Origin of the sequence: Hyalangium versicolor (genome assembly GCF_020103695.1) — a bacterium.
In the GTDB taxonomy this organism is placed as follows: Bacteria; Myxococcota; Myxococcia; order Myxococcales; family Myxococcaceae; genus Hyalangium; species Hyalangium versicolor.
Window position 1 is genome coordinate 628581 of sequence record NZ_JAHXBF010000003.1, and the last position, 25914, is coordinate 654494.

Here is a 25914-nt window from a genome sequence, read left to right on the forward strand (position 1 = left end):
TATGGATCAGACGATGGAGCGGGCGGGCAACTTCCTTCCTCGAGTCGATGAAGCGGCGGGAAACCCAAACGCGGTGGATCGCCGGGTGGTATCGCTGACGGCTCCGGCCTCGGCGGCGGCGGAGCAGTACCGCACCCTGTATTACCGGCTGGAGCGGATGCGGGACGTGAAGCCCATGAAGATCATCGCCTTCACCTCGGCCATGCCGGGCGAGGGGAAGACGGTGACGGCGGTGAACCTGGCGCTGTCCGCGGCCAAGGCGAACCCCGACCGGCGCATCCTGCTGATCGACGCGGATCTGCGTCGCAGCCAGGTGTCCTCGGTGCTGGGCATCCGCGGCAAGGTGGGCCTGGCGGAGCTGCTGGCCGGTGAGTGCGGGGTGCAGGACGTGGTGCGTCGCTTCAGCTCCACGCGCCTGGCAATCATCCCCGCGGGCAGCACTCCCGAGGATCCCACGCAGGTGCTGGCCAGCAGCCGGATGAAGCAGTTCCTCAAGGCGGTGCGCGACAACTTCGATGAAGTGTATATCGATCTGCCGCCCACGCTGCCCTTCGCGGATGCGTCCATCCTGAGCCACCTGACCGATGGTGTGCTCATGGTGGTGAGGGCCAACGTCACGCCGACGAAGGCCGTCAACCAGGCGGTGGAGCAGCTGCACGGTGCTCCCATCCTGGGCTGCGTGCTGAACGGTGCGGAGGTGAGTACCACTCCGTACCTGAAGAACTACGTCAAGAAGTAGGTCTGGGGTTGTTCCGCCGCTCCCCGCTCGTCCGGGGGGAGCGGCGGGAGTTGTCTGAGGCGGTCGGGTGGGTTGGAGGGTGCACGTGCTTCGCGTCTTTCATCATTATTTCTCAGCCAAGAAGCTCACGTTCTTTCTCGCGGAGAGCTCGGCAATCGCACTGGCCTGCGTCCTGGGCGCCGCCGGCTGCGCGTGGATGTTCTCCCCCGCGGGAACGCGCCCTCCGCTGATGACGCTGCTGCCCACGCTCCTGGTGCTGAGCGCGGCGTTCGTCTTCGCCTTCCAGTTCACGCTGTACCTGCTGGATCTCTACGATTTGCGCGTGGCCGCCGAGGATCGTCAGCGCGGCTATCGCTTCCTCAAGGCCGCCGGCGTCACCGTGGCCGTGGTGGGCGTGGGCATGCTGGCGGTGGCGCTGGTGTTCCCCGTGCAGTTGCCGCCGGGCACGCTCCTGGGTGGGGCGATGGGCGCCCTGGCTGGCACGCTGACGGTGCGCGTCGCCATCCACTCGCTGGTCGGTGAGCCTTCTCCGGTGCTCCTGATTGGGGACGGTGTGAAGGCTCGCGCGGTGATGAAGGCCATCGAGGAGGGTGGCGAGGGTTCCTACAAGGTCGTCGCCATGGTGGACCCGCGTCGCGAGGGGGTGGGGCCGCTGGATGTGATGGCCTCGCGCCTGAAGGCCGAGTACGTGGTTCAGGCCGCGGATGACATGCGCGGCGCCAACTGGGTGGATGCGCTGCTGCGCTGCCGGCTGGATGGGCGCCTGGTGTATGACGCCACCGGCTTCTACGAGCGCGTGCTGCGCCGCATCCCCGTGCAGTTCCTGCGCGCCAGCGACTTCGCCTTCGCGGACGAGCTGACCCAGTCGCCGATGCGCCGGGCCTTCAAGCGGGCCTTCGACATCTTCGTCGCGTCGCTGCTGCTGGTGCTCGCGTCGCCGGTCCTGGTGCTGGTGGCCCTGGCCATCAAGCTGGACTCGAAAGGCCCCGTGTTCTACCGCCAGGAGCGCGTGGGCGTGGGCGGCAAGTCCTACTGGTTGTGGAAGTTCCGCAGCATGCGCACCGATGCGGAGAAGAACGGCGCGGTGTGGGCTCGAGCCAATGACGACCGCGTCACCCGGGTGGGCCGGTTCATCCGCAAGACGCGCATGGACGAGATTCCCCAGGTCTTCAACGTGCTGGTGGGGGAGATGAGCTTCGTGGGGCCTCGGCCGGAGCGCCCCGTGTTCGTCGAGCAGCTCAAGCAGCAGATTCCTTTCTACGGGCTGCGTGAGGCGGTGAAGCCGGGCATCACGGGGTGGGCGCAGATCCGCTACCCCTACGGTGCCTCGGTGGAGGACGCGCGCAACAAGCTGGAGTTCGACCTGTACTACGTGAAGAACGGATCGCTGTTCCTGGACATCGGGATCATCTTCCACACCGTGCGGCACGTGCTGCTCGGGCGTGGAGCGAGGTAGCGGGGACTGTAAGGACTCAGTGAGATCGCGGCGGGGGCCGCCGCGCATGGAGTGGGGTAGGGCATCATGGTCGAGTGGGCGGGAAGGGGTGGGGCTATGTCGCTGATGGATCTGGATTCGACTCTCCAGGAGAAGTGGGGAGAGGATGCGAAGTCCGCCAGGCAGCAGGGGCGGAACGAGCTGCTGCAGCCTCAGGTGGATCGCCCCACGCGCATCGTCGCGATGGGTGGTGGGACCGGGCTGCCCGTGGTGCTCCGCGGCCTGGCGCGGCGGGCCACTCCGAAGGCGGGCGATCCCGGTGTGGACATCACCGCCGTGGTCACCATGAGCGATGACGGTGGCAGCTCGGGCCGCCTGCGCCGCCTGCACGGGGTGCTGCCTCCGGGAGATATCCGCAATTGCCTGGTGGCGCTCGCGGGTGGCAAGACTGCCCTCGCGGAGGTGTTCCAGTTCCGCTTCGGTGGCGCCAAGGGCCTGGCCGGGCACGCGGTGGGCAACCTGCTCATCGCCGCGCTGGCGGAGCTCAAGGGGGATTTCCTCGAGGCGGTGCGCGTCTCCGGGGAGATGCTGGGGGCTCGGGGGCAGGTGCTGCCGTGCACGCTGGCTCCGGTGCAGCTCGTGGCGAAGATGGATGACTCCACCGAGGTGGTGGGTGAGAGCAACATCGTCCGCGCCCACGGCCGGGTGCAGCGGGTGTCGCTGAGCCCGCGCTCTCCTCCTCCTTCGGAGGGATTGCTGGAGTCCATCCACAGCGCGGACTTGATCGTCATCGGGCCGGGCTCGCTGTACTCGAGCGTCATTCCGAACCTGTTGGTGGATGGGGTGGCCCAGGCGCTGCGCGAGACTCGAGCGCTCAAGGTGATGGTCGCCAACCTGATGACTCAGCCGGGGGAGACGGATGGCATGGACTGCCTGGACCATGTCCGAGCGGTTATCGACCACGCGGGCCCGGTGCTGGATGCGGTGCTCATCAACGGCACTCCGCCTCCGGTCGATGCCATCCAGCGCTATGCGCGCAAGGGTGCGTATGTCATCCCGGTGAACCGCCGCGAGCTCATCAGCGCGGGTGTGGTTCCGGTAGAGGCGGACCTCCTCAAGGAGGGGTCCAAGATTCGACATGACGGCGGGAAGATCGCTCGCTGCCTGCTGAAGATGGCCCGCTGCGGCTTGTAGCCGGGCCCGAGCATTCCCACCTTGTCTGCGCGCGGCTGTCCCGGGGGGGAGGGCCGCGCCTTGGGAGTTCTGCACATATGGAAGCCAGACAGCTCACGCCCGAGCCGAGTGTCCAGGAGGTGACGGACCGGGCCGGGTTCATGGCGCTCGCGCCCGAGTGGAACGCGCTCGTCGAGGCCACCTCCGACGAGATCTTCTATCGCCACGAGTTCCTGCGGATCTGGATCGACAACTTCGCGCCCTCGGCGCAAATGCGGATCCTCACGCTGCGGGACGCGGAGGGGCGGTTGACGGCGGCGCTGCCGTTGATGGCCGAGCGCGCGACGATGTACGGCGTGCCGGTGCGGCAGCTCTCGGCGACGGCGAATCCGCACTCGTGCCGGTTTGATTTGATTGCCCGGGAGCCCGAGGCCGCCGCGGCGATGTTCCTCGCCTGGTTGCGCATGGACCGGAGCTGGGACGTGCTGCGGCTGACGGATGTGCCGGATGGTGGAGCAGGGTGGAGCCTGCTCGAGGAGGCGCGGAGTGCGGGGCTGCCCACGGGGACGTGGGAGTCGCTCCAGTCGCCCTACGTGCCGCTCCCGGCCACCCGTGAGGCCTACCTGGCCTCGCTCCAGTCCAAGTTCAAGGCCAACTGCCGCCGGCGCCGCAAGAAGCTGGAGGAGAGGGGCCGGGTGACGTTCGAGCGGGTGGACGGCGGCCTCGAGTTGGAGGGCAAGCTGGAGGAGGGCTTTGCGCTCGAGCAGAGCGGCTGGAAGGGGCAGCGCGGCACGGCGATGGCTCAGGATGGGGCCACTCGCGGCTTCTACACGGAGCTGGCGCGGGACTCGGCCTACGCGGGGCGCTTGTCGCTCTACTACCTGCGCCTGGATGGGCGGCCGGTGGCCTTCCAGTACGGGCTGACCTACGGCGGGCGCTACTTCCTGCTCAAGCCTGGTTACGACGAGAGCCTCAAGGAGTGCAGCCCGGGCCAGCTCCTGATGGAGGAGGTGTTGGCGGACTGCATCTCGCGGGGGTTGCGCGAGTTCGACTTCCTGGGGCCGGACATGGTGTGGAAGCGCGACTGGACGGACAAGGTCCGGCACCACACGTGGATCTCTATTTTCAGCGACTCGGCCTTCGGGCGCGCGCTGTGCGCGGCGAAGTTCCGCTGGGTCCCCGCGGCAAAAGAGGTGATGGCGCGATGGAAGAAGTGAGCTCGATACAGAAGCTGTTCGTTCCCTCGCTGCCCACGCTCTGGCCGAGCATGCTCTGGGGCCGGTCGCAGCCGAGCACCACCTTCCAGCCGTTCGCCGCGCGGAACGTGCGTTACTTCTACTTCGCTCGGAACGCCGTCTGGCTCACGGTGAAGATGCTGGGGCTGGACAAGGGCGAGGTGCTCATGCCCGCCTACCACCATGGCGTGGAGGTGGAGGCCGTGGTGGACGCTGGCGCCACGCCGCGCTTCTACCGGGTGGGCTCGCGCTGGGACGTGGACCTGCAGGACGTGGAGAAGAAGATCGGCCCGAAGACGAAGGCCCTCTACCTCATCCACTACGCGGGCTTCCCGGGGCCTGCGGCGGAGATGCGCCAGATCGCGGATCGCCATGGGCTGCCGCTCATCGAGGACTGTGCGCTGTCGCTGTTGTCCGCGGACGGCACGGTGCCGCTGGGGACGACGGGGGACATCGGCATCTTCTGCCTCTACAAGACGCTGCCGGTGCCCAACGGGGGCGCGCTGACCATCAACGGCCAGCGTCAGTACAGCCTGCCGGAGCCGCCCGCTCCGCCGTCGACCTCGACGTTCAGCCACACGGTCTCCGCGCTGCTGCAGAACCTGGAACTCCGAGGTGGGACAATGGGCCGAGGATTGCGCCGCCTCGTCCGCAGCGTGGGGCACGGCACGGTGAAGGCCGCCAACATCGAGCGCGTGGCCACGGGGACGCAGCACTTCAACCGCGATCACGTGGATCTGGGCATGAGCCCGCTGACGAAGAAGATCGCCCTGGCGCAGGATCTGGAGGGCATCGTCGAGAAGCGGCGGCGCAACTACTTCTTCCTGCTGGGACGGTTGCGCGAGGTGTCCCCGCCGCTGTTCAACCAGTTGCCGCCGGGCGTGTGCCCGCTGTTCTACCCGCTGGTGGTGAACGACAAGGCGGAGGTGATGGCGAAGCTGCACGAGCAGGGCATCGACGCCATCGACTTCTGGAAGCGTTTCCACCCCGCGTGTGACGCGGCGGCGTTCCCCGAGGTGCTGGAGCTGCGGCGCTCCATCGTGGAGATCCCTTGCCACCAGGACCTCAGCCCCGAGGTGATGGCGTCCGTGGCCTCGGCGGTGCGCGAGGCGGTGAAGGCGGATCGCCGTCCCCGCAGGCGCGCGAGCTGATTCCCACTTCTTCGAGGGTCGACAGACCATGATTCGTGAATCCGAGGTGACTCCGGAGCCGCAGCCGTCACAGTGGCTTCGGGTGGAGATCGTCCACGAGCTCTCCGTGCTGGCGCGGATGCGCCCCGAGTGGGACGCGCTGCTCGACGCGAGCGACGCGGGCCCGTTCAATGCGTGGGAGTGGATCTACCCGTGGTGCCGCCGCATCGCTCCAGAGCGGCGGCCGCTGGTCCTCACGGCGAGGGATCGCACCGGCGCGCTGGTGGGGCTGATGCCGCTCGGCTTCGAGCTGCGCCACGTGCTGGGCCGGCAGGTGGGACGGCTGTCCTTCCTGGGCGAGACGCACATCGGCAGTGACTACCTGGACGTGGTGGCTCGGCGGGGCCTGGAGGAGGCGGTGACTCGCGCCTTCGCGAATGGGCTGCGCGAGATGCACGGCGGTTGGGATGTGCTGGACCTCACGGACCTGCGCGAGGACTCGCTGACCGTGAAGGTGCTGCGCGAGACGTTCCCGGATCTGGAGGTCCGTGTGACGGAGCGCTACGTGTGCCCGTACGAGGCCTTCACGCCCGGCGAGCCGTTCGATGCGTTCCTCAAGCGCACGGGCCGGCGGGACAACTACCTGCGCCGCCGGAAGTGGCTGGAGAAGCAGGAGGGCTACCGTATCGAGCGCACCGAGGTTCCGGGCGAGCTGGCCGGGCCGATGACGGACTTCTTCCGATTGCACGAGATGCGCTGGGCGGAGGATGGAGGTTCCCAGGGCATCAAGGGCAAGGGCGTGGAAGCCTTTCACCGGGACGCCACGCAGTTCCTGGCCGAACGTGGCCGGCTTCGCATGTACACGATGAAGGTGGCGGGCCAGGCGGTCGCCTCGGTGTACGGCATCATTCACCGGGACACGTTCATCTACTTCCAGGCCGGTTACGATCCGCAGTGGCGCAACCGGAGCGTGGGCCTGGTGCTCGTGGGCGAGACGTTCAAGGACGCCATCGAGTCGGGCCTCCGGGAGTACGACTTCCTCCGAGGCACCGAGACATACAAATCCGACTGGACGACGAAGCAGCGGCGCACGGTGGCGGTGCGCATCCATGCCGCCCAGGGGGTGGGGCACTGGTTCACCCGGCAGGAGGAGGTGGCGCGTGACGCCCGTGAGGTGGTCAAGCGCATGCTGCCCGCCAACACGGTCGAGCGCATCCGGAGGCTCCGGAGACGCCGAGCCGCGGTGTAAGGCTTTGGCTCCTCGGGGAAGCCCTGCCTGCTGGGAACCGCGAATCCATGGCGCAGCCCCCGCAGCCTGGCGGAGGCGCCATCGGTACATGGTCACACCGCAGGCACGATGAGCCCGTGTCGGGCGGGTTGGGGACGAACCTGTAGGACTGGTGGACAGGTTGGCGCGAACCGCGCCCGGAGGGGGCTCCTCCTCGGCAGAGACTCAGAGGACGCCTTCCGCGACGAGCTCATAGGCACACCAGGTCGCAGGAACCGAGCGCCGAGGGTGGCAGAGGAGGCCTGTCGGTCGGGAACCGCGTACCAACTGGTATGACAGGCATACCAGGTCGCAGAAATCGGGCGCCGAGGGGAGACTCTGGCCCTACCGGCCAGCTTCCTGGCGGAGCTGGGCGATCGCGGCGTCGAGCCCCGGAGGCTGCTGGTTGCGCGGCACTTCCACCGTGAAGCGCTCGAAGTAATCCAGCGCCTTGTTGCGGTTGCCCGACTGCAGGTTGATGAAGCCCAGGAAGAGCAACGCCTCCTGCGCGCCCGGATAGGTATCCGCCAGCTCCAGCAGCTCGGCTTCGGCGGCCTGCAGATCGCCTCGGAGCGCATGCAGCACCCCAAGGTGCACCCGGGACTCGACGTGGAACGGATCCACGGCGAGCGCCTTGTTGGTGATCTTCTCGGCCTGCTCGAGTTCGCGCGTCCGGATCATCTCGTGCCCCACGAACGCCGAGGCCTCGAGATCGTTCGGGTTCGCAGCCAGCCGCTCCTTGGCCGCAGTGAGCTCCTCATCCTCCGAGGGCATCTGCTGCTGCTGTTGCTGGCCCATACCACCTTGGGCCGAGGGCACCTTTCCGGTGGCCTCCATGCCGTCAGTCCGCGTCTGCTGATTCGAGACGAGCAGGTATCCCAGCGCTCCGAAGAAGAGGACGACCCCCGCGCCCCAAAGGGCACCCACCATCTGCGGGTTCCGAGCCGCGAAGCCCGTCGGAGCCGGAGCCGCCTGCCCGTGGGCAGGAGCCGAAGAGCCAGGAGCGCCAGACGTTCCAGGCTTGCGCTGGTTCAGATACTCGTCTCGGGCCCGCAGAGCCGCCGCGGCCTCACGCTCCAGCCGGGACTTCTCCGCCTCGAACTGCTCGGGCGCCAGGCTGTGCTTGTCCGCCACCAGCTCTTTCAGTTGCTCGATGAGCGACTGCGCGCGCCGATCGAGATCGTCCAGGACGCCATCGCGCTGAGGCTCGGGACTGGCAGCCTTTCCACCGCCCTTGCCGCGCTGGAGCAGCATGTAGGCTGCTCCACAGAGCAGCGAGATCGCGAGGGCGATGAGCCCGGGCCACCAGTTGGTCTGCTGCGTCATCGCTCCAACTCCTGGCGAACGGCCTTCAGGTAGGGGTCCTCGGCCTCAGGCGTGGGCCCGCCGGGCGGAGGGGAAGAGGGGGGCGGGGGCGGGGGGCGTTTGATCTGCCGCGAGATGACGAGGGCTCCCCCCACCACGAGGGCAACGGGGCCCAGCCACACGAGCCAGTTGAAGCCCGCCTTCGGAGGCTCGAGCAGCACCCACTCCCCGTAGCGATCGGTGAAGTAGGTGATGATCTCCTCATCGGACTTCCCCTCGGCGACGAGCTCTCGCACCGTGTCGAGCTGGGCGCGAGCCATGGAAGCGGGGCTGTCGGCGATGGAGACGCCCTGGCACACGGCACAGCGCAGCAGCTTGCCGAGCTTCTGGACGCGCTGCTCCTGGACGGGATCGGCGAGCGGATCGCTGCCGCCCTTCTGGGGAGCGAACTGGCCGGTCACGAGGCCGGCGGCGAGAGCGAGAGAGAGGAGGGCAGAAGTCATGCGGGGCACCCCAGGCGCGGCTTACCTAGCGCCAAGGCGCAGTGTTGCACAGCGAAACCTTCACCGGCATGGCCATCTTCCCACCCAGCCCCTGTCTGCCTGCCGGGTGGAGCAGCCGGGAGCGCGGACCAGGCTCTCAGCCCCGCATGTCCTCGTCCTCGGGAGGCGGTTCCTCGTCGGCGAACTCTTCTTGTGACTCCGCGTTGGTGTCCTCGTCAAAGGGCGCCTCCCCAGCGGGCGCAGCTTCGTCGCGGCCGAGCGCCTGGAAGACGGCCACCAGCCCCACAGGGACGAGGCCCGCCAGGAACACGATGGGGCCCACCTTCATGTGCATGTTGACCAGCACCCAGACCAGGGCGATCACCATCACCCCCGCCGGCACGAAGCGCAGCCACACGGGGCGCTCCACCTCGGGCCTCAACATCAGCAGCGCGAGGATCGCCATCAGCCCGATCTCCACGGTGGAGCTCATGGACAGCTCGAACCCCGACACCGCCAGGCCTCCGGCGCCTCCGTACACGCTCTGTCCGTTGGCGACTTCCCCGGCAACCGTCCACGTGAAGAAGAGGGCCAACAGGCACACGGCGATGCCCGCGGTCGCCAGCACCCGCATGCCGCGCACGGCGGCGCGAGGCTCGAACAGGTCCGCGTAGCCATCCGGGCCCTCGAACACCTTGCCCCACTGGTCACGCAGCACCAACACCGTGCCCCCCGCCCACAGCAGCGGCTGGATGCTGAGCTCCAGCATGGGCAGGGCGATCGCCACCGCCAGCCCCGAGTAGACGACGGGCAGGACCCGCGGCTGGAGCGACTCGGGGATCCAGTCCAGCAGGGGATTCGTCTCGTTCGCGGCGCGGTACTCCCGGGCGATCATCAGCGCCCCGCCGGCAATCACCACGGCGGACCAGAACGGCCCCACGCCCGCGAGGAAGGGGAGGATGGAGAGAAACAGCGCCACCATGTGCAGGAGGACGCCCAGGACGGTCGGCGAGTGCGCCGGAACATGCTCCAGCCACTTCGGCCCGGTGTAGGCCGGCTGGGCGCGACGCGAGTTCTCCAGCGCCGCGGCCTTCTGGGCGCTCTCGTCGATGAGCGGAGGCGGCTTGAACTCGGGCATCCGCGCCCCGCATTCCTCGCAGTAGCGCAGTCTGGGCTCCGCGGCGACCGCGCCACACTCCGTGCACTGGTGCTGGTGCATCAGTCACCACCTCCGCCCGCGTCGCCCGTGGAGGGCACGGGTCCGACAGCCCGAAGGCTCATGGCTGAGCCGTCACCTGGGAGGCTGTCCTGGCAGTCAGCTCCCGGATGCGGTTGGCCAGCGTCTGGGGATCGATGGGGCCCACGTGCTTGCCCATGATGACCCCATTGGCATCGATGAAGTACGTCTCCGGCACGCCCGACACGCCGTAGTCCACGGAGATGCGCGAGCGCGGATCCACCAGCTGCGGGAAGGAAGCGCCCATCTCCTGGAGGAACCCACGAGCGTTCTCCTCGGTGTCCTCGAAGATGATGCCCAGGAAGACGGCCTGGCTGCCGAACTCGCGCGAGCCCCACTCGAGCACCGGGTGCTCCATCTTGCAGGGCCCGCACCACGAGGCCCAGAAGTTGATCACCACCGGGCGTCCACGCAGCTCCGCCAGGCTCACCGGCTTGCCGCTCTCCAGCGCCCGCAAGGTGAAGGCCGGGGCTGGCTTACCGGAAAGCAGGAAGGGCACCTCGTGAGGATCCCTCCCGAAGCCCTTGAGCAGTACGACGAGCAGCGCGCTGCAGAGGGCCACCGCGCCCAGGGTGATTCCCCACTTCATGCGGCCCCCCGGTTCATGTCACTGCCGGGCACCGGCGCGGCGCCCGCCGCCTCTGGAGTGCTCGAGGCCACCGCCACGCGCCGCCGCGACGGCCACAGCGAGATGAGCGCGCCCAGCACCAGGATGGGGATGCTGTACCAGATCCACCCCACCAGCGGGAAAACCCACACGTTGAGGCTCGCCGTGGTCCCCTCCTGGGAGAAGGCCATCAGCGACATGTAGAGATCCTCCTTCGGCGACTCGCGCACCGCGGGGGTGCCGACGGGATCCGTGCTGCGCTCGTAGTAGTTCAGCCGGGGCTGGAACTCCTCCACCTTGCCGCTGGGAGTCGTCACCTCCACGCGCGCCGCCACGAAGCTGCGGTGGGGCTCCTGGCCCTGAGCCGTGCCCAGGTACTTGAGCTGATAGCCGTCCAGCTTCATCACCTCGCCGATCTTCAGCGTGCCGTTGGTGTGCTTCACGTACGCGGACGAGGCCGCCACCGCGACGATGATGATGATGATGCCCAGGTGCACGATGTAGCCGCCGAAGCGCCGGCGGGCCTTGGAGGCGCTCTGGATCAGCGCGGTGCCGAGCCCTTCCTTGCGCTCCGTCATGCGCACGCGCACGGGAGCCACCAACTCGCGCAGGGTGATGAAGGTGACGAAGCCGGCGATCCCGAAGGTGAGCAGCGGGTAGAAGCCGCGCATCCCCACCGCGTAGCAGATGGCCGCGACCACCACGCCCGTGGCGGCGGGGAAGATGAACTGCCGCCGCAGCGCGTCCTTGTTCGGAGTGCCCCACGGCAGCATGGGGCCCACGCCCATGAGGAAGAGCACGGCGATGCCGCCGGGCACGGCCATCTTGTTGAAGTACGGCTCGCCCACGCTCACGCGCACGCCGCGCACGGCCTCGGACACGAGCGGGTAGAGGGTGCCCAGCAGCACGGTGAAGGTGATGGCCACGAACACCAGGTTGTTCACCAGGATGCTCGTCTCACGAGACACCAGCGAGGTGATCTGCCCCTGGGGCACCATGAGGTGCCCGCGGGTGGCCAGCAGCGCGATGGAGAGCACCAGCAGCAGGGCGATGAACACCAGGAACGTGGGCCCGATGTCCGACTGGGTGAACGAGTGCACCGAGTTGAAGATGCCCGAGCGCGTCATGAACGTGCCGAGGATCGTCAGCACGAAGCTGGCCAGGGCCAGGCTCATGGTCCACAGCTTGAGCATCTGCTTGCGCTCCTGGACCATGGTGGAGTGCATGAAGGCGGTGGCCGTCAGCCACGGCAGGAACGAGGCGTTCTCCACCGGATCCCACGCCCAGTAGCCACCCCAGCCCAGCACCGCGTACGCCCACCACGAACCGAGGATGATGCCCACCGAGAGGAACGTCCACGGAATGAGGATCCAGCGCCGCAGCGGAGCCATCCACGCGTCGCCGATCTCCCCGCGCAGCAGGCCAGCCACGGCGATGCCGAAGGGCACCACCATGCCCACGTAGCCCAGGTACAGCATGGGCGGGTGGACGACCATGAGGATGTGGTTCTGCAGCAGCGGGTTGGGGCCGGGCCCGTCCGCGGGCACCTGCGCCAGCGTCTGCCAGGGGTTGGCCGGGCCGGCGATCAGGAAGGCGAAGAAGACGCCCACGCCCAGCATGGTGCCCAGCGCCAGGGACATGTAGCGGCGGTGCTCGTTGCGGTGCACCAGCATGAAGGCCAGCAGGTAGGTGCCCATGATGAGGCCCCAGAAGAGGATGGACCCCTCCAGGGCGCTCCACAGGGCGACGATCTTGAACGTCAACGGCGTGGCGCGGCTGCCCACCTGGGCCACGTACTTGATGCTGAAGTCGTCGGTGACGAGCGAGTACACCATCATCAGGTTGGAGCCCGCCATGCAGGCGAAGAAGCCCCACACCGCGCGGCGCACCCACTGCGAGCCCGCCTCGCTCTGGCGCAGGCCGCTCGTCAGCCCGATCACGGCTCCGAACGCGGCGCACACCAGCGCGCCGAGCACGAGCCCATACCCGAGGGTTGCGTTCACTGAGGCCTCGCTGTCGCCGTGGCGGAGCTGTCCGTGACGCTCTCCTTCCACTCGCGCGGGTTCTCGCCCGGCTTGGGCGCGCGGTACTCGTTGGAGTGGTTCACCATGAGCCGGTTGGAGCTGAACACCTGGCTCTTGTCGAAGGTGCCCTCCACCACCACGCCGATGCCCTCACGGAACATGGCCGGCGGCACCTCGGTGGACTGCACCGTCACCGCCACGGACTCGGGCGTGTGATCGGTGGAGACCTGGAACTTCAGGCTGGTGTGCTGGGCGTTCCACTGGATGCTGCCCGGCTTCACCACGCCGCCCAGGCGGATGGTGGGGCCATAGGCCTTCTCGCCCTGGCTGATCATCTCCGCCGGGCTCCAGTAGTACACCAGGTTGTCGCCGATGTTGCCGAAGGCCACGAAGGCCAGGCCGGCTCCGGCCACCAGAAGGGCTCCCAGGGCGATGAGGCGATTACGGACGACAGGGGTCATGGCTCACTCCTTCGGGCCGACAGACGGGTTCTTGGGGCGCCGCACCCACAGCGACAGGGCATAGAGACAGAAGGCCGCCCAGGTAATTCCGTAGCTCGTCCAGACATAGCCCCAGCCGCCCTGGATGCGGCCTCGGCCCACCTGGTCCGCGGCCGCCTGGGCCAGCACCATCAGACTCACCAGCGAGCTCATCACGCCACCCCCGGGGTCCGGTTCGTCGGGGTGCTCGGGCTGCTCGGCAGCGCCTCGGGCAGCGCCACCTCGGCGTTCCGCTCGGCCATGGCGATGCGATAGCGGACCATCATGAAGTAGGCCACCAGGGCCAGGAAGCCGTAGGCGCTCATGCGCAGCGGCAGCCAGAAGGCCGGATCCGTGGTGCTCGGGGAGGACTGCTGCTGGTGCAGGCTGCGCCACCACTTCACCGAGAACCAGATGATGGGCAGGTCCACCGCGGCGATGATGCCCACCACGGCGCTCCACGTCGCGCGCTTCTCCGGATCCTCCACGAAGCGGCGCAGCGCCAGGTAGCCCATGTAGGCCACCAGCATGATGGCCGCGGTGGTGAGCCGCGGATCCCACGTCCAGTACACGCCCCACGTGGGCCGGCCCCAGATGGCGCCCAGCAGCACGCCCACCGCGCCGAACAGCAGCCCCACCTCGGCCGAGGCCTCCGCCAGCGAGTCCGTCTTCCAGCTCTGCTTGAAGAGGTACGTCACCGAGCACACGAAGTTGAACGTGAGCGCCAGCAGCGCGTTCCACACCGCCGGCACGTGCGCGTACATGATGCGCTGCACGTCTCCCATCTCGCGATCCGGAGGTGCCACCGCCAGGCCCACGTAGTGCCCGATGCCGATCAGCAGCAGCGCGTAGGTCGGCAGCGTGAAGTGCGAGAACTTGCGCCCCACGGTGAGCAGCAGCACCAGGACGAGGGGCGGCAGGTAGATGGTGAACAGCGACATCGAATCCATAATCAATCCTCGATCACCCGAGGGAACAGCAGGAAGCCCAGGCCCCAGTAAATCAGGTTGAACCCGCCGAGCAGACCGAACCACGAACCGAGCTGCCCCATCGGGTCACCTTGCAGAACCAGCATCATCCCCTTGGCCGAGGCCAGGAGGGCGGGAACAATCAGCGGGAACAATAGCAGAGGTAGGAGCACGTCCCTTGCGCGGGCGTTGCTGGCGATGGCCGCATACACGGTCCCCGGGGCGGCAAGCGCCATACACCCCAGGACGAGGGTGGTCAGCAGGTCCCCCACGCCGAGGACCACCTTCACCCCGTACAGCGCCACCATCGCCGGGACGAGCAGCCCGCCGAGCACCACCAGCAGCAGCGTGTTGCCCAGCGCCTTGGACAGGAAGATGGCGCGGGCATCCGCTGGGGCCAGCCGCAGTCCGTCCAGGCAGGCGTTCTCGTATTCCACGCGAAAGGACTCGCCCAGGGAGAGGGTGCTGGCGAAGAGGATGGCCAGCCACAGGTAACCGCCCGCGTTGCGCTCCAGCAACTTCGTGTCGGGCCCCAGCGCGAACGAGAACAACAGCAACGTCGATAGGGCGAAGAAGATCAGTGCATTGAGGCGGGCACGCGTGCGCCACTCGATGAGAAGATCCTTACCCAGCAGGACGAATGTGGCCCGAATCAGGCCGATGGGGGCAGGGCGCTTCATGCCGGGACCGCCCGTCCTTCCTGAAGGTGAAGGCGCTCCTCGCACAGGGTCAGACCCTGTTCGATGAGGTGGGTGGCGAGGATGACCGTCACTCCCGAGGCCTTGAGCTCCGCGATGATGGCCTCCATGTCCTGGATGCCAGAGGGATCCAGCTCGCCGAAGGGCTCGTCCAGCAGCGCCAGGGCTGGCTTCTTCATCAAGAGCCGCGCGATGGCCAGGCGCTTGCGCATGCCCGCGCTGAAGTGACGGACGGGACTCTCCGTGCGCTTCGTGAGGCCCACCCGGGTCAGCAGCTCACTGGCCGCATCCGACGGGTGGGACATCCCCAGCAGGCGAGCGAGCACGGTGAGGTTCTGGTGCGCCGTGAGATCCTCATAGAGGAAGCTGGCGTGGGACAGGAGCGCCACCTCCTGTCGCACCGCGTCACGGTCATTGACGGTGTGGCGCCCGAGCACTTCGACGCGGCCCGCGGTGGGAGAGAGCGCGGTGGCCACGAGGCGCAGCAGGGTGGTCTTCCCCGAGCCGTTGTGGCCAGTGAGGAGCAGCGAGCGGCCGGGAGGCAGCGAGTAGGTGAGGCGCGCCAGGGCCCAGTGACGCCCATAGCGCTTGCTCACGTCGTGCAGGGCAATCGCGGGGGGCGGAGAGGGGGCTTCCATCGAGGGCAGCGTTCGTAACTGGAAATCCGGCCGTTCTCCAGTGAAAGCCGGAGGAAGCAGGGGCTTGCGCCGGGGGCTCGGGCGGCCTTCGGGGGCAGGTCCACGCCAGTCGCCAGTCGCGCTGTCCCGTTTCCTGCAACTCCTGTGGTGCGTGCACGGGATCTGGAAAGTTTTTCTACTTCGGGTCGCCTTTGTTCCAGGGTCGGCACGAGGCCTTCCCTGAAGGTGGCCGCAATGTGCGGAAGTCGCTGCCCTCGAGGCTGGCATCCCCCATGCATTGCTCTCGGGCAACGGTAACTCTGCGTATGGGGAAGGTCATGGGCGCGGGTCGGTTGGTGCGGAGGGCAGTGAAGGTGGCGGCCGCGGGAATGCTTCACTACAGCGGACTGAGGAAGGCGATGGCGGCGTATCGCCGCAGCCAGTCCGGTGGGCGACGCATCCTGATCGTCAGCTACCACCGAGTGGTGGGCGACTTCACAGGCGAGCTGCAGCGGTCCATTCCGGGGCTGCTCATCTCCCAGGAGACATTCAGGAGGCATCTGGAGGAGGCCGCGGAAGCGGGCTACGAGTTCGCGTCCATCGGGGACGCGGTGGACGTGATGGCCGGGCGCAAGGCGACCAAGCGGGATCTCTGCGTGGTCACCTTCGATGATGGGTATCGGGACGTGTACCGGTACGCCTACCCGCTGCTCAAGGAGATGGGCGTTCCGGCCACCATCTACCTGCCGACGGCGTTCATCGGGACGAACCGGCGGTTCAACCACGATCGGCTGTTCCACCTGGTGCAGATCGCGAAGCGGAAGCGGCTGAAGCTGTACTTCACCGCGCTGCCGAAACCCGCCATGGAGCTGCTCGAGCCCATCATGGCCGAGAAGAAGACGGTCTCGGCGGCGCTGGACGACTTCATTGGAGAGTACTCGGCGAGCGTCCTGCTGGACGTCATCGAGGCGCTCGAGCAGGAGATGGGGGGCGGTCCGGGGCTGCTTCCTCCGCAGGGCGACATCATGGACTGGGACGAGGTGCGGCGCATGGCTCGGGATGGCTTCGAGTTCGGCGCGCACACGCTGGGGCACACGGTGCTGACGCTGGAGCCGCACGAGGTGGTGGAGCGGGAGATCCTCGAATCGAAGCTCACCATCGAGCGCGAGGTGGGGATCCAGGTTCGGGACTTCGCCTACTGCAACGGGTGGTACTCGGACGAGATCATCAACGTGCTGAAGAAGCACGGGTTCCGGTCGGGCGTGACGACGGAGGACGTGCCCAACCGGATCAGCGGGGATCCGTTCACGCTCAAGCGCAAGGTGCTGTGGGAGAACTTCAGCGTGGGGATGCTGGGGGACTACTCGACGGCGCTCACCGGGTGCCAGTTGGATGACTGCTTCGGCGTGCTGGGCATGAGCCATCCGGTGATGGGACGGCGGACGCACTTATCGGTGGTGGAGGCCGCCAACCGGTTGGGTATTCGGGGCGAGCTGGCGGGGAGGGGTCTGACGTGAGCGAATCCTCGGCTCTGGCCTCGTCCGGGTCGTTCCTGGGCAAGGCCGGTCCCCTGGTGTTGGCCCGGCTGTTCACTGCCGGGCTGACGCTGTCCATTCCGCTCGTCCTGGCTCGGGTGCTGAGCCTGGAGGAGTACGGGACGTACTACCAACTCTTCCTGATCGCCACGACGCTGCAGTACGTGCTGCCGTTCGGCGTGGTGCAGAGCCTCTACTACTTCCTGCCTCGCGCGGAGCAGAAGCGGCCCTACCTGGGCCAGACGATGCTCTTCGTGACGATGGCGGGGCTGGTGGGGGCTGGGCTGGTGGCGGCGCTGCTGGGGCCGGTGTCGGGGCTGTTCTCCAACCCGGCGCTCCTGCAGTTCCGTTGGCCGCTGGCCATCTACACGGCGCTGCTGATCGGCGGGTTCCCGCTGGAGGTGTCGCTCACGAGCCAGGGGCGCACACGGCATTCGGCCGTGGTGTACCTGGTGTCGGACACCCTGCGGGCGCTGGCCATGGTGGTGCCGTGCCTGCTGGGCACCTCGCTGAACGGGATGATGGTGGCGGTGTGCCTGTTCACTGGCCTGCGCTACCTGGCCGCGTGGGCTGTCGCGCTCAAGGGCTCCACGGGGCCGTTGATGGATGGGCGGCTGCTGAAGGAGCAGCTCGTGTACGCGGCTCCGTTCGGGGCGGCCATGGCGTTGTCCATTCCGCAGCAGAACGCGCACTTCTATGTGGTGGCGAGCGCGGTGGCTCCGGCGCTGTACGCGCTCTATCGCGTGGGTTGCTTCCAACTGCCGGTGGTGGACCTCCTTTATACGCCCACGAGCGAGGTGCTGATGGTGCGCCTGGGCGAGCTGGAGAAGGCAGGACGGCTCGAGGAGGCAGTGGTGGCCTTCCGCGAGGCGGCCGGGAAGCTGGCCTTCGTGTTCCTGCCGGTCTCGGCGTTCCTGTTCGCCGCGGCGCCCGAGTTCGTCTCCGCGCTCTTCGGCGCGAAGTTCCTCCCCGCGGTGCCCATCTTCCGGGTGAGCGTGCTGGGGGTGGTGCTGGCCATCCTGCCGATGGATGGCGTGCTGCGAGCCCGAGGCCACACACGGGCCATCTTCGTCTCGTACCTCATCAAGGCGGTGGTGACGGCGCCGCTGGTGTGGTGGGGCGTGCAGCGGTTCGGGATGAAGGGCGGCATCGTCTCGTGGGCGGTGGCGGAGCTGGTGGGCAAGGCGACGCTGTTGGCCCGAGTGCCCGCCGCACTGTCTACTCCCGAGCAGCCGCTGCGCATCCGCGACGTCATCCCCTGGCCGGAGCTGGGCAAGGCGGCGCTGGCGGCCGTGGCGGCTGCGGTGGGCATCTTCGCCCTGCGGGCTGGGACGGTGAGTGCGTGGGTTCGGCTGCCCGAGGGCTTCGTCTGGCGGGTATTGCCGCTGGCGGTGGCCGGGCTGTTGTTCGTCATTGGATATGTGGCGGTGCTGTACGCCACGGGGATCCGTCCGCTGCGCGTGCTGGCGGGGATTCGGTCCCGCGGGGCGGCGTGATCGGTTTGTTACCTACTCTGGGAAGAGGACTTCCCTCCCCAGAGGCCGGTACCTAGCTTGCGGTCCACTGGTTGGTTCGGGAGGGCGTGATGGGGTTGGATGCGATGACGTTGTATCGGCTCGCGCGCAAGCTGTATCAGCGCGGGGTTCCTGTGTTGCCGCAGGTGCTGCGAAAGGCCATCTACTATCTGCACAGCTCGTACATCCCGTACGAGGCAGAGCTGGGAGAGGGAACGCAGCTCGGGTATGGCGGTATCGGGGTTGTCATCCACAAGGCGACGAAGATGGGGCGCCATTGCCTCATCTCCCAGCAGGTGACCATCGGCGGCCGTTCGGGTATCGAAGGCGCGCCGGTGATCGGGGACTACGTCCGGATTGGCGCGGGCGCGAAGATCCTCGGCAACATCCACATTGGCGACTTCGCGGTGATTGGCGCGAACGCGGTGGTGCTCAAGGACGTGCCGGCGGCCACGGTCGTCGCGGGGGTGCCGGCCAAGGTGCTCCGCAAGGATCCGGATCCGCTCACCACGTACCAGCGTGAGATGGGGCTGCTGCCTCGGCGGCAGGTACCTTCGGAATCCCTGGAAGTGCCGCTCCAATAGTCAGGAGACCCGAGCGTCATGCGCGTGCTCCTCATTGGCGACTACCCGCCTCCGTATGGCGGGGTGGCGATTCACGTACAGCAACTTCATCGATTTCTTCGCGGGCGCGGTGTCGAGGCGAAGGTGTTGGACATCGGTAAAGGCGGCCGGCCGGCTCCGGACGTCATCCCTGTCCAGTCCCTCTCGCGGTTCGGACTGCGGCTCGCGGGATTCTTGAGCGCTGGGTGGACGGTGCATGTCCACACCAGCGGCAACAACCCGAAGTCCTGGATGCTGGCCGCGGCTGCTGCGGTGCCGGCGCCCCGGTCTCCTCGGGTGATCACTCTGCACTCGGGGCTGCTGCCGGATTTCCTGGCGGGCTCACCGGCGCGCAGGGCGCTGGCTCGGGCCGCGCTCGCGGGGTACTCGCGGGTGGTGGCGGTGTCGCAGGCGGTGAAGGCGGCGCTCGTCGGGTGTGGTGTTCCCGAGGGGAAGATCGTCGTCCAGCCGGCGTTCTGTGCCTCGGAGGTACAGCCAGGGCCGGTGACGGCGGCCGTGGAGCTGGCGAGGTCCCGCCGCAAGCCTCTGCTGGCCATGGCGCACCACCCGTCGCCCGTCTATGGGCGCCTGGTGATGTTCCGCGCCCTCCGATTGATCGCGGAGGAGTTGCCAGGCGTGGGGCTCGCGGTGTTCGGGCCGGGGACGAGGACTGCCGAGTTCGCTCGCGACGCTCGTGAGACGCACGTGGCTCCGTACCTGGAGGACCTGGGCGAGCTGGATCACGAGGAGGTGCTGGGCCTTCTGTCGAGGTGCGACGCGTTCATCCGGCCCACGACGCATGACGGGGATGCCATCTCGGTGCGTGAGGCGCTGGCGCTCGGGGTGCCGTGCGTGGCCAGCGACGTGTGCACGCGGCCGGAGGGGACGTACCTGTTCCAGGCGGGGCATGCGCCGGACCTGGCGCTGCGCGTGAGGCAGGCGCTCGTGGAGGGACCGGCGGAGACGAGTTCTCCGGATGCGGGCCCCGTGCTGCTCCGGCTGTACGAGGAGCTGTCCGAGCCGAGGTTCGAGGGTCAGCGGCCGGCCATGGCCACTTGAGAGAGATAGAGGAGACGAGACATGCGGCGGAGCGAAGAACTGGATCTGGCACGCCGGGCCCTGCGGGGGCGGGACCTGGTGGTGTTCTCCAACGACTGGGACGGAGATCCTCTGTCCAAGGTCCACATCATGCGGATCCTCTCGAGAGAGAACCGCGTGCTGTGGGTGAACAGCATCGGCAACCGTGCGCCGAAGGCCAACACGCACGATCTGCAGCGCATCTGGAGGAAGCTGTCCTCGTTCACCGAGGGCATTCGCGAGGTGGAGCCCAACCTCTTCGTGCTGGCACCGCTGGCCATCCCGTTCTACGGCTCGGAGGTGGTGCGGACCACGAACCGAGAGCTGCTGCGGCTGCAGGTGAAGCGGGCGATGAAGCAGCTGCACTTCAAGCGTCCCATTTCGTGGTCGTTCCTGCCGGCGTCGGCGCCGGTGTCGGGCACTCTGGGCGAGGAGTTCGTCGTCTACCATTGCGTGGACGAGTTCTCCGCGTTCAGCGACACCAACGGCAAGCACATCGCGGAGTTGGAGGAGCGGCTGCTGCGGAAGGCGGACCTGGTCATCACCTCGGCCGAGCGCCTGCGCGAGAACAAGGCGAAGGTGAACCCGAACACGGTGCTGGTGCGGCACGGTGTGGACTACCAGCACTTCGTGAAGGCGTGTGACGCGGCCACGGAGATTCCGGAGGACATCGCGAAGCTGCCCAAGCCCATCATCGGCTTCTTCGGGCTGATGGCGGACTGGGTGGATCAGGAGGCGATGATCGCCACGGCCAAGGCGCACCCCGAGGGCTCGGTGGTCGTCATCGGCAAGGTGGCGCCGGACTGCGACGTGTCGGCGATGAAGGCGGTGCCGAACATCCACTTCCTGGGCCGCAAGCCGTACGCGAGCCTGCCAGGCTACTGCCGAGCGTTCGACGTCGCGCTGATGCCCTTCAAGGTGAACGAGCTGACGCTCAACGCCAACCCGCTGAAGGTGCGCGAGTACCTGGCTGCGGGGCTCCCGGTGGTGTCCACGGACATTCCCGAGGTGCGCAAGGTGGGGCTGTGCAAGCTGGCTACCTCCACGGAGGACTTCGTGGCCAAGGTGGACGAGTGCCTCGCAGAGGGCGCTGGTCCGAGCCGCGAACGAGCCGAGCGCATCTTCCACGAGAGCTGGGACGCCCGTGTCGAGGAGATCCGCGGCTACGTGGGTGAGGCCATGCTCAAGGCGGGACGCGGTCTGTAGTGCTTTTCGGAGCGTGAGGGCTCAGGGGGTATCGGCGGAGGCCCGTCCGGTGATGACGGCCTCCAGCCGTGCGTACCGGGCGGACACGCGAGCGTAGTCCTTGGGAGAGATGGCCGGAGCGTCGAGTGCTCGGGCCAGCTCCGCATGGGCTTCCAGGTAGTGAGCGGCGGGGATTCCGCATCGCAGCTCGAGCATCCGGGCGGCTTCCGGCTCGGAGAGCAACAGGGGAACGCCGAGCCGATCCTGCATGAGCTGGCGCAGGTGGCGGGCCAGCTCGGGCAGCAGCTCGCGTTCGACTTTGGCACGGCGCGCGAGCCATCCCATGGACTGCACGTACTCCAGTGACGAGCGATGGCGCTCGGGGAGTTGGGGCCTGGGGGCTCCGAAGCGAGTGCCTCGGGCGAAGGCGTAGAGCCCTCCTACCGCGAGGCACTGGAGCGCGAACACCCAGAGCCCGCGAGACAGGGGAGGCGGGGGTACCGCCGTATGGTGGAACTCGTCGAACACGAGAGGCCCCCGAGCAGCGAGCGCGTCCCAGAACCGGAGGTTGTCGAGGAGTTCGATCCGCCGATTCTCGGCGAGGTCCGTTCCCGCGGCCACGTACACCTCGCCCTGTCCCATTCCGAGCCGCCAGAGCACGACGCTGTTGCCCTGGCCGGCGAGGGGCACGGCCTCCGCGAGGCCCACGGAGACACCGTGCTCACGTGACACGCGGAAGTGCTTCAGGTCACGCGCGGCACCCACGGGGAGCCAGAAGCCCACGGTGGTGCCTCCCGGGTCCTGTTCTCCCTGAGGGAGTCCCGACTCATCCGCGGGCAACCAGGGGCCCTGCTCCAATTGCAGGAAGTCATCGAGAGCGGGCTGGCCCGAGTTCTTCTCCCGGGAGGTGAGGACGACGAGTGTTCCTCCTGAGCGGACGAATCGCTCCAGTGCCTCCACCTCCGCTGGGGACACGGCCCGAGCGTGGGGAGCCGGGATGACGACGGTCCGTGTGCCAGGAGGCAGCGCTTCGAGGGACTCCTGGTGAGCGGTGACCGTGGCGCCGCCCTCTTGCATATAGAGGTAGAGGGCGCGCAGCCCGAGCGGGCCGGGATTGTCCACGGAGGGAACCGTGGACTCGGGCGGAGCCTGTCGCGTCACGAGCCCCATCGCCGCCGCGAGGGTGATGAGGAGCCCGAAGAAGAGGAAGGTGCGCAGGTTCTTCATGCCGCCTCTCCAGGGGAAGAAACCTGCAGGCGTTCCACATCCGCCAGGAAGCGCGAGGCCTCCTCGGCTTGCACGGGGGACAGCGAATAGAAGGCGCGGTCGTACCAGCGCACGAGCCGCTCCACCTCCTGGACGAGGGGGGCGGGGGCTCCGCGTCCAGGCAGCTCGGCGGCGAGTTCCCGGTTGGTCTTCACTCGGTCGGGGCGGGCCAGCTGGCGCTCTTCCAGGGTGGACAAGAGGGCCAGCAGCCCCTGGCGGATGGCCTCGCGCGGGGTGGAGGCGAGTGCCTCTCGGGCTCGTCGGAGGTGCTCACGAGGCGAGTCGAGTTCGAGCGGAGCGGCTTCTCCCGGTGTGCCGAGCGCCTGGGCTCCTTCAGGGCGGCGCTGACGTCGGAACCGCAATGCCGCCCAGAGCACGACGGCGAGGGCCAACCCGAGCATTACGGCTCGGGTGGCGATGGAGAAGGTCTGTGCGCCTCGGGACTGGAAGAAGCTGTCGAGCCAGGCATTGAGCTGGCGCAAGAGCCTCTGGAGGATATCGGTGTTGCGCTTGCGAGCCTGGGCGAACTCGGGCCGGTCGAGGATGGCGCGGAGCCGGTCCGGGCTGCTCGGGGGCACGGGCTCCTGGGCGTGCGCTTCCTCTTCCTGGAGTGCACAGGCGGCTCGCAGCCGGGTCACCACGTCGCGGGCGAGTTGCTCTGGGGGGACATCTCCGGAGGGGCGCAGTGGGAGCCCACCCGCGCGAGATTCGAGGCCTTCCAGGATGGCGCCGAGCTCCGCGGGGCGGCTCTTGGAGGTCTCCTCGATGAGCCGGACGTTGGCCTCCAGGTCCGCGCAGGGCACCGAGGCGAGGAGCAGGGGCAGGGCGAGGGTCAGCACGAGACGCTCACGAGAGGCGCTCCATCAAGGAGCGGGGCGGAGGGTGTCGAGGCGGCGTCCGAGGTCCAGGCCTTCCCGGCGCATCCGCATGTCCAGGTAGAACATGGCGTAGAAGACGAGGGCGAGGGGAGTGAAGACGGACTGTCCGAAGACCTGGAACAGCTCCACGGGGACGAGGAGGGCCTGGGGGATGGGATGTTCCGCCGCGGCGGAGGGGTCGGTCAGTTGGCCATAGGCGGCGCGGAGGATCCAGGAGGGGAGGCTGAAGACGAAGCTGGCCGCGATGACGATGCCGGACAGGGCGGTGAAGAGGACCATGGCCCGGACTTTCACCCGGCCCATGAAGCCGGGAGCGATGCGGCCCGAGATGAGTGCTCCCGAGCGCCGGAATGCGGCGACAGCGGACAGATCCTCCATGGCGAACACGGAAGCAAGGAGGGAGAAGCGAAGGAAGTACCAGAGGAACGCGGCCAGCCATCCGAGGCCCACCACGAGGGTGCCTCCGACGGCGAGCACGATGCCCAGGACGCTGGCGCCCGAACTGGCGGCGGATTTTCCCAGGAGTGCGCCCGCTCCGAAGAGCAGTCCCCCCGGGATCATCAGCAGCAGGGTGATCCCTGCGCCCCAGAGCAGGGATAGGAGGTACGCGCCCGTGAAGGAGCCCAATTGGCGCAGGCCTCGGCGCAGTCCATCCGCGGGGCGCGAGGGTTCTCCGAGCTGGAGCGGCACGACGTACCGGGTGATGACGAGGGTGGCGAGCCAGTAGCTCCAGATGACGACGATGGAGAGGAGGGAGAGGGAGCCCATCATCGTGCCGACATCGCCGAGGACCCCCATGGGGTCGGCTTCGATGCGGGCCTGGACCGCCTTGTTGCCCTGCATGAGGGCGTTGGTGTGCTCGAGGAAGAGCGTGACGCCCTTGGCGAGGATGTAGTTGACGAGCTCGAAGCCGAGGCAGAGGACGAAGAGCGGTATGAGATGGGCGCGCCAGAAGATGGCGGAGCGGTCGATGAGCTCGCCGAGGGCGAGCGGACGCAGGTCCTTGATGCCAGAGGAGGTGCTCACAGGAGGGGCAGCATACCGCGACTCACTCCGGCACCTGGAGGGAGAGCGAGCTGGGGCGCAGCAGGGCTCGGGCCACGGCGGCGGGATCTTCGGCCTCCAGGACGGCGGAGATGACGGCGAACCCGAAAGCCCCGGGCACCTGGAGGGCTCTTTCGGGAGTCAGCCCTCCGAGCGCGAGGGCCGGGCACTCCAGGGAAGCGGCCAGAGCTCGGAACCCGTCCAGGCCCAGGGGTGGACGGGTATCTCCCGGCTTGGAGCCCGGGGCAAAGACGGGGCTCACCAGGGCCAGGTCGGCGCCACGAGCGAGCCGGGCTTCTTCCACGTCATGGACGGCGACGCTGACCCGCCGCCCGGCGGGCAGGTGAGGACGCACGTCCTCCACGGTGGGGCCATGGGCCGGGAGGTGCAGGTGCGCGTCGACCAGGAGCGCCACATCCAACCTCCCGTTGACGAAGAGCGGGTTTCCGCGTGAGTGGCACAGCTCCGCCAGCGACCTTGCCTCTTCCAGGAAGGTGCGCGCGGGAGCGTCCGGGTGACGGTGCTGGACGGCGACCTCGGGCCCCGCCTCCAGCGCGCGTTCCAGGGCCGAGAGCAGCCGTGCCCGAGGAAGCCGCCAGTCGGTGATGATGATCAGCCGAGGCGGGGCCGACACTACTCGACGAGTCCCTGGAGGGGGCTGGAGGCGCTCCCGTAGGCCTTGCGTGGAATGCGGCCAGCGAGGAAGGCGTCCCGTCCTGCCTCCACGGCCTTGCGCATGGCGACGGCCATGCGGACCGGGTCCTTGGCGCCGGCGATGGCGGTGTTCATGAGGACGCCGTGCACGCCGAGCTCCATGGCGATGGCCGCGTCCGAGGCGGTGCCCACGCCGGCGTCGACGATGACAGGGACCTTCACGGTCTCGAGGATGAGGCGGATGTTGTGGGGATTGCGGATGCCGAGCCCCGAGCCGATGGGCGCCGCCAGCGGCATGACTGCCGCGCAGCCGAGATCCTCCAGCTTGCGGGCGGTGATGGGGTCATCGGAGGTGTAGGGCAGGACGGTGAAGCCCTCCTTGACGAGGACGCGCGCGGCCTTCAGCGTCTCCTCGACGTCAGGATAGAGGGTCTTCTCGTCGCCGAGCACCTCGAGCTTCACCCACTTGCTCATGCCGAGTTCCTCGGCGAGCCGGCAGGTGCGCACGGCGTCGTCGGCGGTGTAGCAGAGGGCGGTATTGGGGAGCAGGCGCATGCGCGAGGTGTCGATCCAGTTCATCAGCGACGCCTCGCCGCGCGCCTGGAGATCCAAGCGGCGGACGGCGACGGTGACCATTTCGGCGCCGGAGGCCTCATGGCAGCGCTTCATCACCTCATGGCTGGGGTACTTGCCCGTGCCGACGATGAGGCGGGACTGAAAGGTGACGCCCGCGAGGGTGAAGGGGGTATCCTGGATGCTCATG

26 protein-coding genes are annotated in these 25914 nt (G+C 68.1%); 11 read left to right on the forward strand and 15 right to left on the reverse strand.

What is annotated here, in order from left to right; all coding sequences use genetic code 11:
• Window position 1: 1 nt before the first annotated feature.
• The 6 genes from KY501_RS08785 (at window position 2) to KY501_RS08810 (ending at window position 6961) form a co-directional block, all read left to right on the forward strand.
• Window positions 2-739 (forward strand): CpsD/CapB family tyrosine-protein kinase, encoded by a 738-nt coding sequence (locus tag KY501_RS08785; protein WP_224362223.1) that lies wholly within the window; start codon window positions 2-4, stop codon window positions 737-739.
• 85 nt (window positions 740-824) lie between these two features.
• Window positions 825-2195: a sugar transferase gene (locus KY501_RS08790; protein WP_224362224.1), complete on the forward strand. Its 1371-nt coding sequence runs from the start codon at window positions 825-827 to the stop codon at window positions 2193-2195.
• A gap of 96 nt (window positions 2196-2291) precedes the next feature.
• Window positions 2292-3368 carry a gluconeogenesis factor YvcK family protein gene (locus tag KY501_RS08795; RefSeq protein WP_224362225.1) on the forward strand — a complete coding sequence of 359 codons (1077 nt, stop codon included), beginning with the start codon at window positions 2292-2294 and terminating at the stop codon, window positions 3366-3368.
• 77 nt (window positions 3369-3445) lie between these two features.
• Window positions 3446-4564, forward strand: a complete 1119-nt coding sequence (locus tag KY501_RS08800; protein ID WP_224362226.1) for a GNAT family N-acetyltransferase — start codon at window positions 3446-3448, stop codon at window positions 4562-4564.
• Window positions 4552-5733, forward strand: coding sequence for a DegT/DnrJ/EryC1/StrS family aminotransferase (locus KY501_RS08805; RefSeq protein ID WP_224362227.1), 1182 nt, complete (start codon window positions 4552-4554; stop codon window positions 5731-5733). Before KY501_RS08800 ends, KY501_RS08805 begins: the two co-directional genes overlap by 13 nt.
• A 28-nt stretch (window positions 5734-5761) precedes the next feature.
• Window positions 5762-6961 carry a GNAT family N-acetyltransferase gene (locus tag KY501_RS08810; protein ID WP_224362228.1) on the forward strand — a complete coding sequence of 400 codons (1200 nt, stop codon included), beginning with the start codon at window positions 5762-5764 and terminating at the stop codon, window positions 6959-6961.
• Between the two features lie 363 nt (window positions 6962-7324).
• On the opposite strand, the gene KY501_RS08815 is transcribed toward KY501_RS08810, so the two are convergent.
• From KY501_RS08815 to ccmA, 10 genes are all read right to left on the reverse strand, one after another.
• Window positions 7325-8305, reverse strand: a complete 981-nt coding sequence (locus KY501_RS08815; protein WP_224362229.1) for a tetratricopeptide repeat protein — start codon at window positions 8303-8305, stop codon at window positions 7325-7327.
• Window positions 8302-8787 carry a cytochrome c-type biogenesis protein gene (locus tag KY501_RS08820; protein WP_224362230.1) on the reverse strand — a complete coding sequence of 162 codons (486 nt, stop codon included), beginning with the start codon at window positions 8785-8787 and terminating at the stop codon, window positions 8302-8304. The genes KY501_RS08815 and KY501_RS08820 overlap by 4 nt, the downstream gene beginning before the upstream one ends.
• Window positions 8788-8923: 136 nt before the next feature.
• On the reverse strand, window positions 8924-9985 hold the full coding sequence (locus KY501_RS08825) for a hypothetical protein (protein WP_224362231.1): 1062 nt from the start codon (window positions 9983-9985) through the stop codon (window positions 8924-8926).
• 58 nt (window positions 9986-10043) lie between these two features.
• Window positions 10044-10592 carry a TlpA family protein disulfide reductase gene (locus KY501_RS08830; RefSeq protein WP_224362232.1) on the reverse strand — a complete coding sequence of 183 codons (549 nt, stop codon included), beginning with the start codon at window positions 10590-10592 and terminating at the stop codon, window positions 10044-10046.
• Complete coding sequence (locus KY501_RS08835) at window positions 10589-12613, reverse strand: heme lyase CcmF/NrfE family subunit (protein WP_224362233.1); 2025 nt, start codon at window positions 12611-12613, stop codon at window positions 10589-10591. The genes KY501_RS08830 and KY501_RS08835 overlap by 4 nt, the downstream gene beginning before the upstream one ends.
• Complete coding sequence (locus KY501_RS08840; RefSeq protein ID WP_224362234.1) at window positions 12610-13095, reverse strand: cytochrome c maturation protein CcmE; 486 nt, start codon at window positions 13093-13095, stop codon at window positions 12610-12612. The genes KY501_RS08835 and KY501_RS08840 overlap by 4 nt, the downstream gene beginning before the upstream one ends.
• A 3-nt stretch (window positions 13096-13098) precedes the next feature.
• Window positions 13099-13287, reverse strand: a complete 189-nt coding sequence (locus KY501_RS08845) for a hypothetical protein (RefSeq protein WP_224362235.1) — start codon at window positions 13285-13287, stop codon at window positions 13099-13101.
• A complete protein-coding gene (ccsA, locus tag KY501_RS08850) occupies window positions 13287-14063 on the reverse strand; it encodes a cytochrome c biogenesis protein CcsA (RefSeq protein ID WP_373691572.1) in 777 nt (258 codons plus the stop codon). The genes KY501_RS08845 and ccsA overlap by 1 nt, the downstream gene beginning before the upstream one ends.
• Before the next feature lie 2 nt (window positions 14064-14065).
• Window positions 14066-14761: a heme exporter protein CcmB gene (locus KY501_RS08855; protein ID WP_224362236.1), complete on the reverse strand. Its 696-nt coding sequence runs from the start codon at window positions 14759-14761 to the stop codon at window positions 14066-14068.
• On the reverse strand, window positions 14758-15417 hold the full coding sequence (ccmA, locus tag KY501_RS08860) for a heme ABC exporter ATP-binding protein CcmA (RefSeq protein ID WP_224362237.1): 660 nt from the start codon (window positions 15415-15417) through the stop codon (window positions 14758-14760). The genes KY501_RS08855 and ccmA overlap by 4 nt, the downstream gene beginning before the upstream one ends.
• A gap of 398 nt (window positions 15418-15815) precedes the next feature.
• On the opposite strand from ccmA, the gene KY501_RS08865 reads away from it, so the two are divergent.
• From KY501_RS08865 to exoP, 5 genes are all read left to right on the forward strand, one after another.
• The gene (locus KY501_RS08865) at window positions 15816-16913 is read left to right on the forward strand and encodes a polysaccharide deacetylase family protein (RefSeq protein ID WP_224362344.1); all 1098 of its coding nucleotides are present in this window, start codon (window positions 15816-15818) and stop codon (window positions 16911-16913) included.
• The gene (locus tag KY501_RS08870) at window positions 16910-18427 is read left to right on the forward strand and encodes a lipopolysaccharide biosynthesis protein (RefSeq protein ID WP_224362238.1); all 1518 of its coding nucleotides are present in this window, start codon (window positions 16910-16912) and stop codon (window positions 18425-18427) included. Before KY501_RS08865 ends, KY501_RS08870 begins: the two co-directional genes overlap by 4 nt.
• 89 nt (window positions 18428-18516) lie before the next feature.
• Complete coding sequence (locus KY501_RS08875) at window positions 18517-19029, forward strand: serine O-acetyltransferase (RefSeq protein WP_224362239.1); 513 nt, start codon at window positions 18517-18519, stop codon at window positions 19027-19029.
• An 18-nt stretch (window positions 19030-19047) separates the two neighbouring features.
• The gene (locus tag KY501_RS08880) at window positions 19048-20106 is read left to right on the forward strand and encodes a glycosyltransferase family 4 protein (protein WP_224362240.1); all 1059 of its coding nucleotides are present in this window, start codon (window positions 19048-19050) and stop codon (window positions 20104-20106) included.
• Window positions 20107-20127: 21 nt separating this feature from the next.
• A complete protein-coding gene (exoP, locus tag KY501_RS08885; protein ID WP_224362241.1) occupies window positions 20128-21330 on the forward strand; it encodes a spore coat polysaccharide biosynthesis glycosyltransferase ExoP in 1203 nt (400 codons plus the stop codon).
• 21 nt (window positions 21331-21351) lie between these two features.
• Here the strand turns inward: exoP and KY501_RS08890 are convergent, their stop codons facing one another.
• The 5 genes from KY501_RS08890 to KY501_RS08910 are packed head-to-tail and all read right to left on the reverse strand — an operon-like array spanning window position 21352 to window position 25913.
• On the reverse strand, window positions 21352-22536 hold the full coding sequence (locus KY501_RS08890; protein ID WP_224362242.1) for a DUF4350 domain-containing protein: 1185 nt from the start codon (window positions 22534-22536) through the stop codon (window positions 21352-21354).
• Window positions 22533-23414 carry a DUF4129 domain-containing protein gene (locus KY501_RS08895; RefSeq protein ID WP_224362243.1) on the reverse strand — a complete coding sequence of 294 codons (882 nt, stop codon included), beginning with the start codon at window positions 23412-23414 and terminating at the stop codon, window positions 22533-22535. Before KY501_RS08895 ends, KY501_RS08890 begins: the two co-directional genes overlap by 4 nt.
• Window positions 23415-23438: 24 nt before the next feature.
• A complete protein-coding gene (locus KY501_RS08900; RefSeq protein WP_224362244.1) occupies window positions 23439-24479 on the reverse strand; it encodes a hypothetical protein in 1041 nt (346 codons plus the stop codon).
• 22 nt (window positions 24480-24501) lie between these two features.
• Window positions 24502-25131, reverse strand: coding sequence for a thiamine phosphate synthase (locus KY501_RS08905; protein ID WP_224362245.1), 630 nt, complete (start codon window positions 25129-25131; stop codon window positions 24502-24504).
• On the reverse strand, window positions 25131-25913 hold the full coding sequence (locus KY501_RS08910; RefSeq protein ID WP_255636064.1) for a thiazole synthase: 783 nt from the start codon (window positions 25911-25913) through the stop codon (window positions 25131-25133). The genes KY501_RS08905 and KY501_RS08910 overlap by 1 nt, the downstream gene beginning before the upstream one ends.
• Window position 25914 lies beyond the last annotated feature (1 nt).

Bases quoted from the DNA above. Each gene is read 5' to 3' on its own strand.
- KY501_RS08785 (WP_224362223.1), top strand. From the start codon at position 2: ATGGATCAGACGATGGAGCGGGCGGGCAACTTCCTTCCTCGAGTCGAT.
- KY501_RS08795 (WP_224362225.1), top strand. From the start codon at position 2,292: ATGTCGCTGATGGATCTGGATTCGACTCTCCAGGAGAAGTGGGGAGAG.
- KY501_RS08800 (WP_224362226.1), top strand. From the start codon at position 3,446: ATGGAAGCCAGACAGCTCACGCCCGAGCCGAGTGTCCAGGAGGTGACG.
- KY501_RS08805 (WP_224362227.1), top strand. From the start codon at position 4,552: ATGGAAGAAGTGAGCTCGATACAGAAGCTGTTCGTTCCCTCGCTGCCC.
- KY501_RS08810 (WP_224362228.1), top strand. From the start codon at position 5,762: ATGATTCGTGAATCCGAGGTGACTCCGGAGCCGCAGCCGTCACAGTGG.
- KY501_RS08815 (WP_224362229.1), bottom strand. From the start codon at position 8,305: ATGACGCAGCAGACCAACTGGTGGCCCGGGCTCATCGCCCTCGCGATC.
- KY501_RS08820 (WP_224362230.1), bottom strand. From the start codon at position 8,787: ATGACTTCTGCCCTCCTCTCTCTCGCTCTCGCCGCCGGCCTCGTGACC.
- KY501_RS08825 (WP_224362231.1), bottom strand. From the start codon at position 9,985: ATGCACCAGCACCAGTGCACGGAGTGTGGCGCGGTCGCCGCGGAGCCC.
- KY501_RS08830 (WP_224362232.1), bottom strand. From the start codon at position 10,592: ATGAAGTGGGGAATCACCCTGGGCGCGGTGGCCCTCTGCAGCGCGCTG.
- KY501_RS08840 (WP_224362234.1), bottom strand. From the start codon at position 13,095: ATGACCCCTGTCGTCCGTAATCGCCTCATCGCCCTGGGAGCCCTTCTG.
- KY501_RS08845 (WP_224362235.1), bottom strand. From the start codon at position 13,287: ATGAGCTCGCTGGTGAGTCTGATGGTGCTGGCCCAGGCGGCCGCGGAC.
- ccsA (WP_373691572.1), bottom strand. From the start codon at position 14,063: ATGGATTCGATGTCGCTGTTCACCATCTACCTGCCGCCCCTCGTCCTG.
- KY501_RS08855 (WP_224362236.1), bottom strand. From the start codon at position 14,761: ATGAAGCGCCCTGCCCCCATCGGCCTGATTCGGGCCACATTCGTCCTG.
- ccmA (WP_224362237.1), bottom strand. From the start codon at position 15,417: ATGGAAGCCCCCTCTCCGCCCCCCGCGATTGCCCTGCACGACGTGAGC.
- KY501_RS08865 (WP_224362344.1), top strand. From the start codon at position 15,816: ATGGCGGCGTATCGCCGCAGCCAGTCCGGTGGGCGACGCATCCTGATC.
- KY501_RS08875 (WP_224362239.1), top strand. From the start codon at position 18,517: ATGGGGTTGGATGCGATGACGTTGTATCGGCTCGCGCGCAAGCTGTAT.
- KY501_RS08880 (WP_224362240.1), top strand. From the start codon at position 19,048: ATGCGCGTGCTCCTCATTGGCGACTACCCGCCTCCGTATGGCGGGGTG.
- exoP (WP_224362241.1), top strand. From the start codon at position 20,128: ATGCGGCGGAGCGAAGAACTGGATCTGGCACGCCGGGCCCTGCGGGGG.
- KY501_RS08890 (WP_224362242.1), bottom strand. From the start codon at position 22,536: ATGAAGAACCTGCGCACCTTCCTCTTCTTCGGGCTCCTCATCACCCTC.
- KY501_RS08910 (WP_255636064.1), bottom strand. From the start codon at position 25,913: ATGAGCATCCAGGATACCCCCTTCACCCTCGCGGGCGTCACCTTTCAG.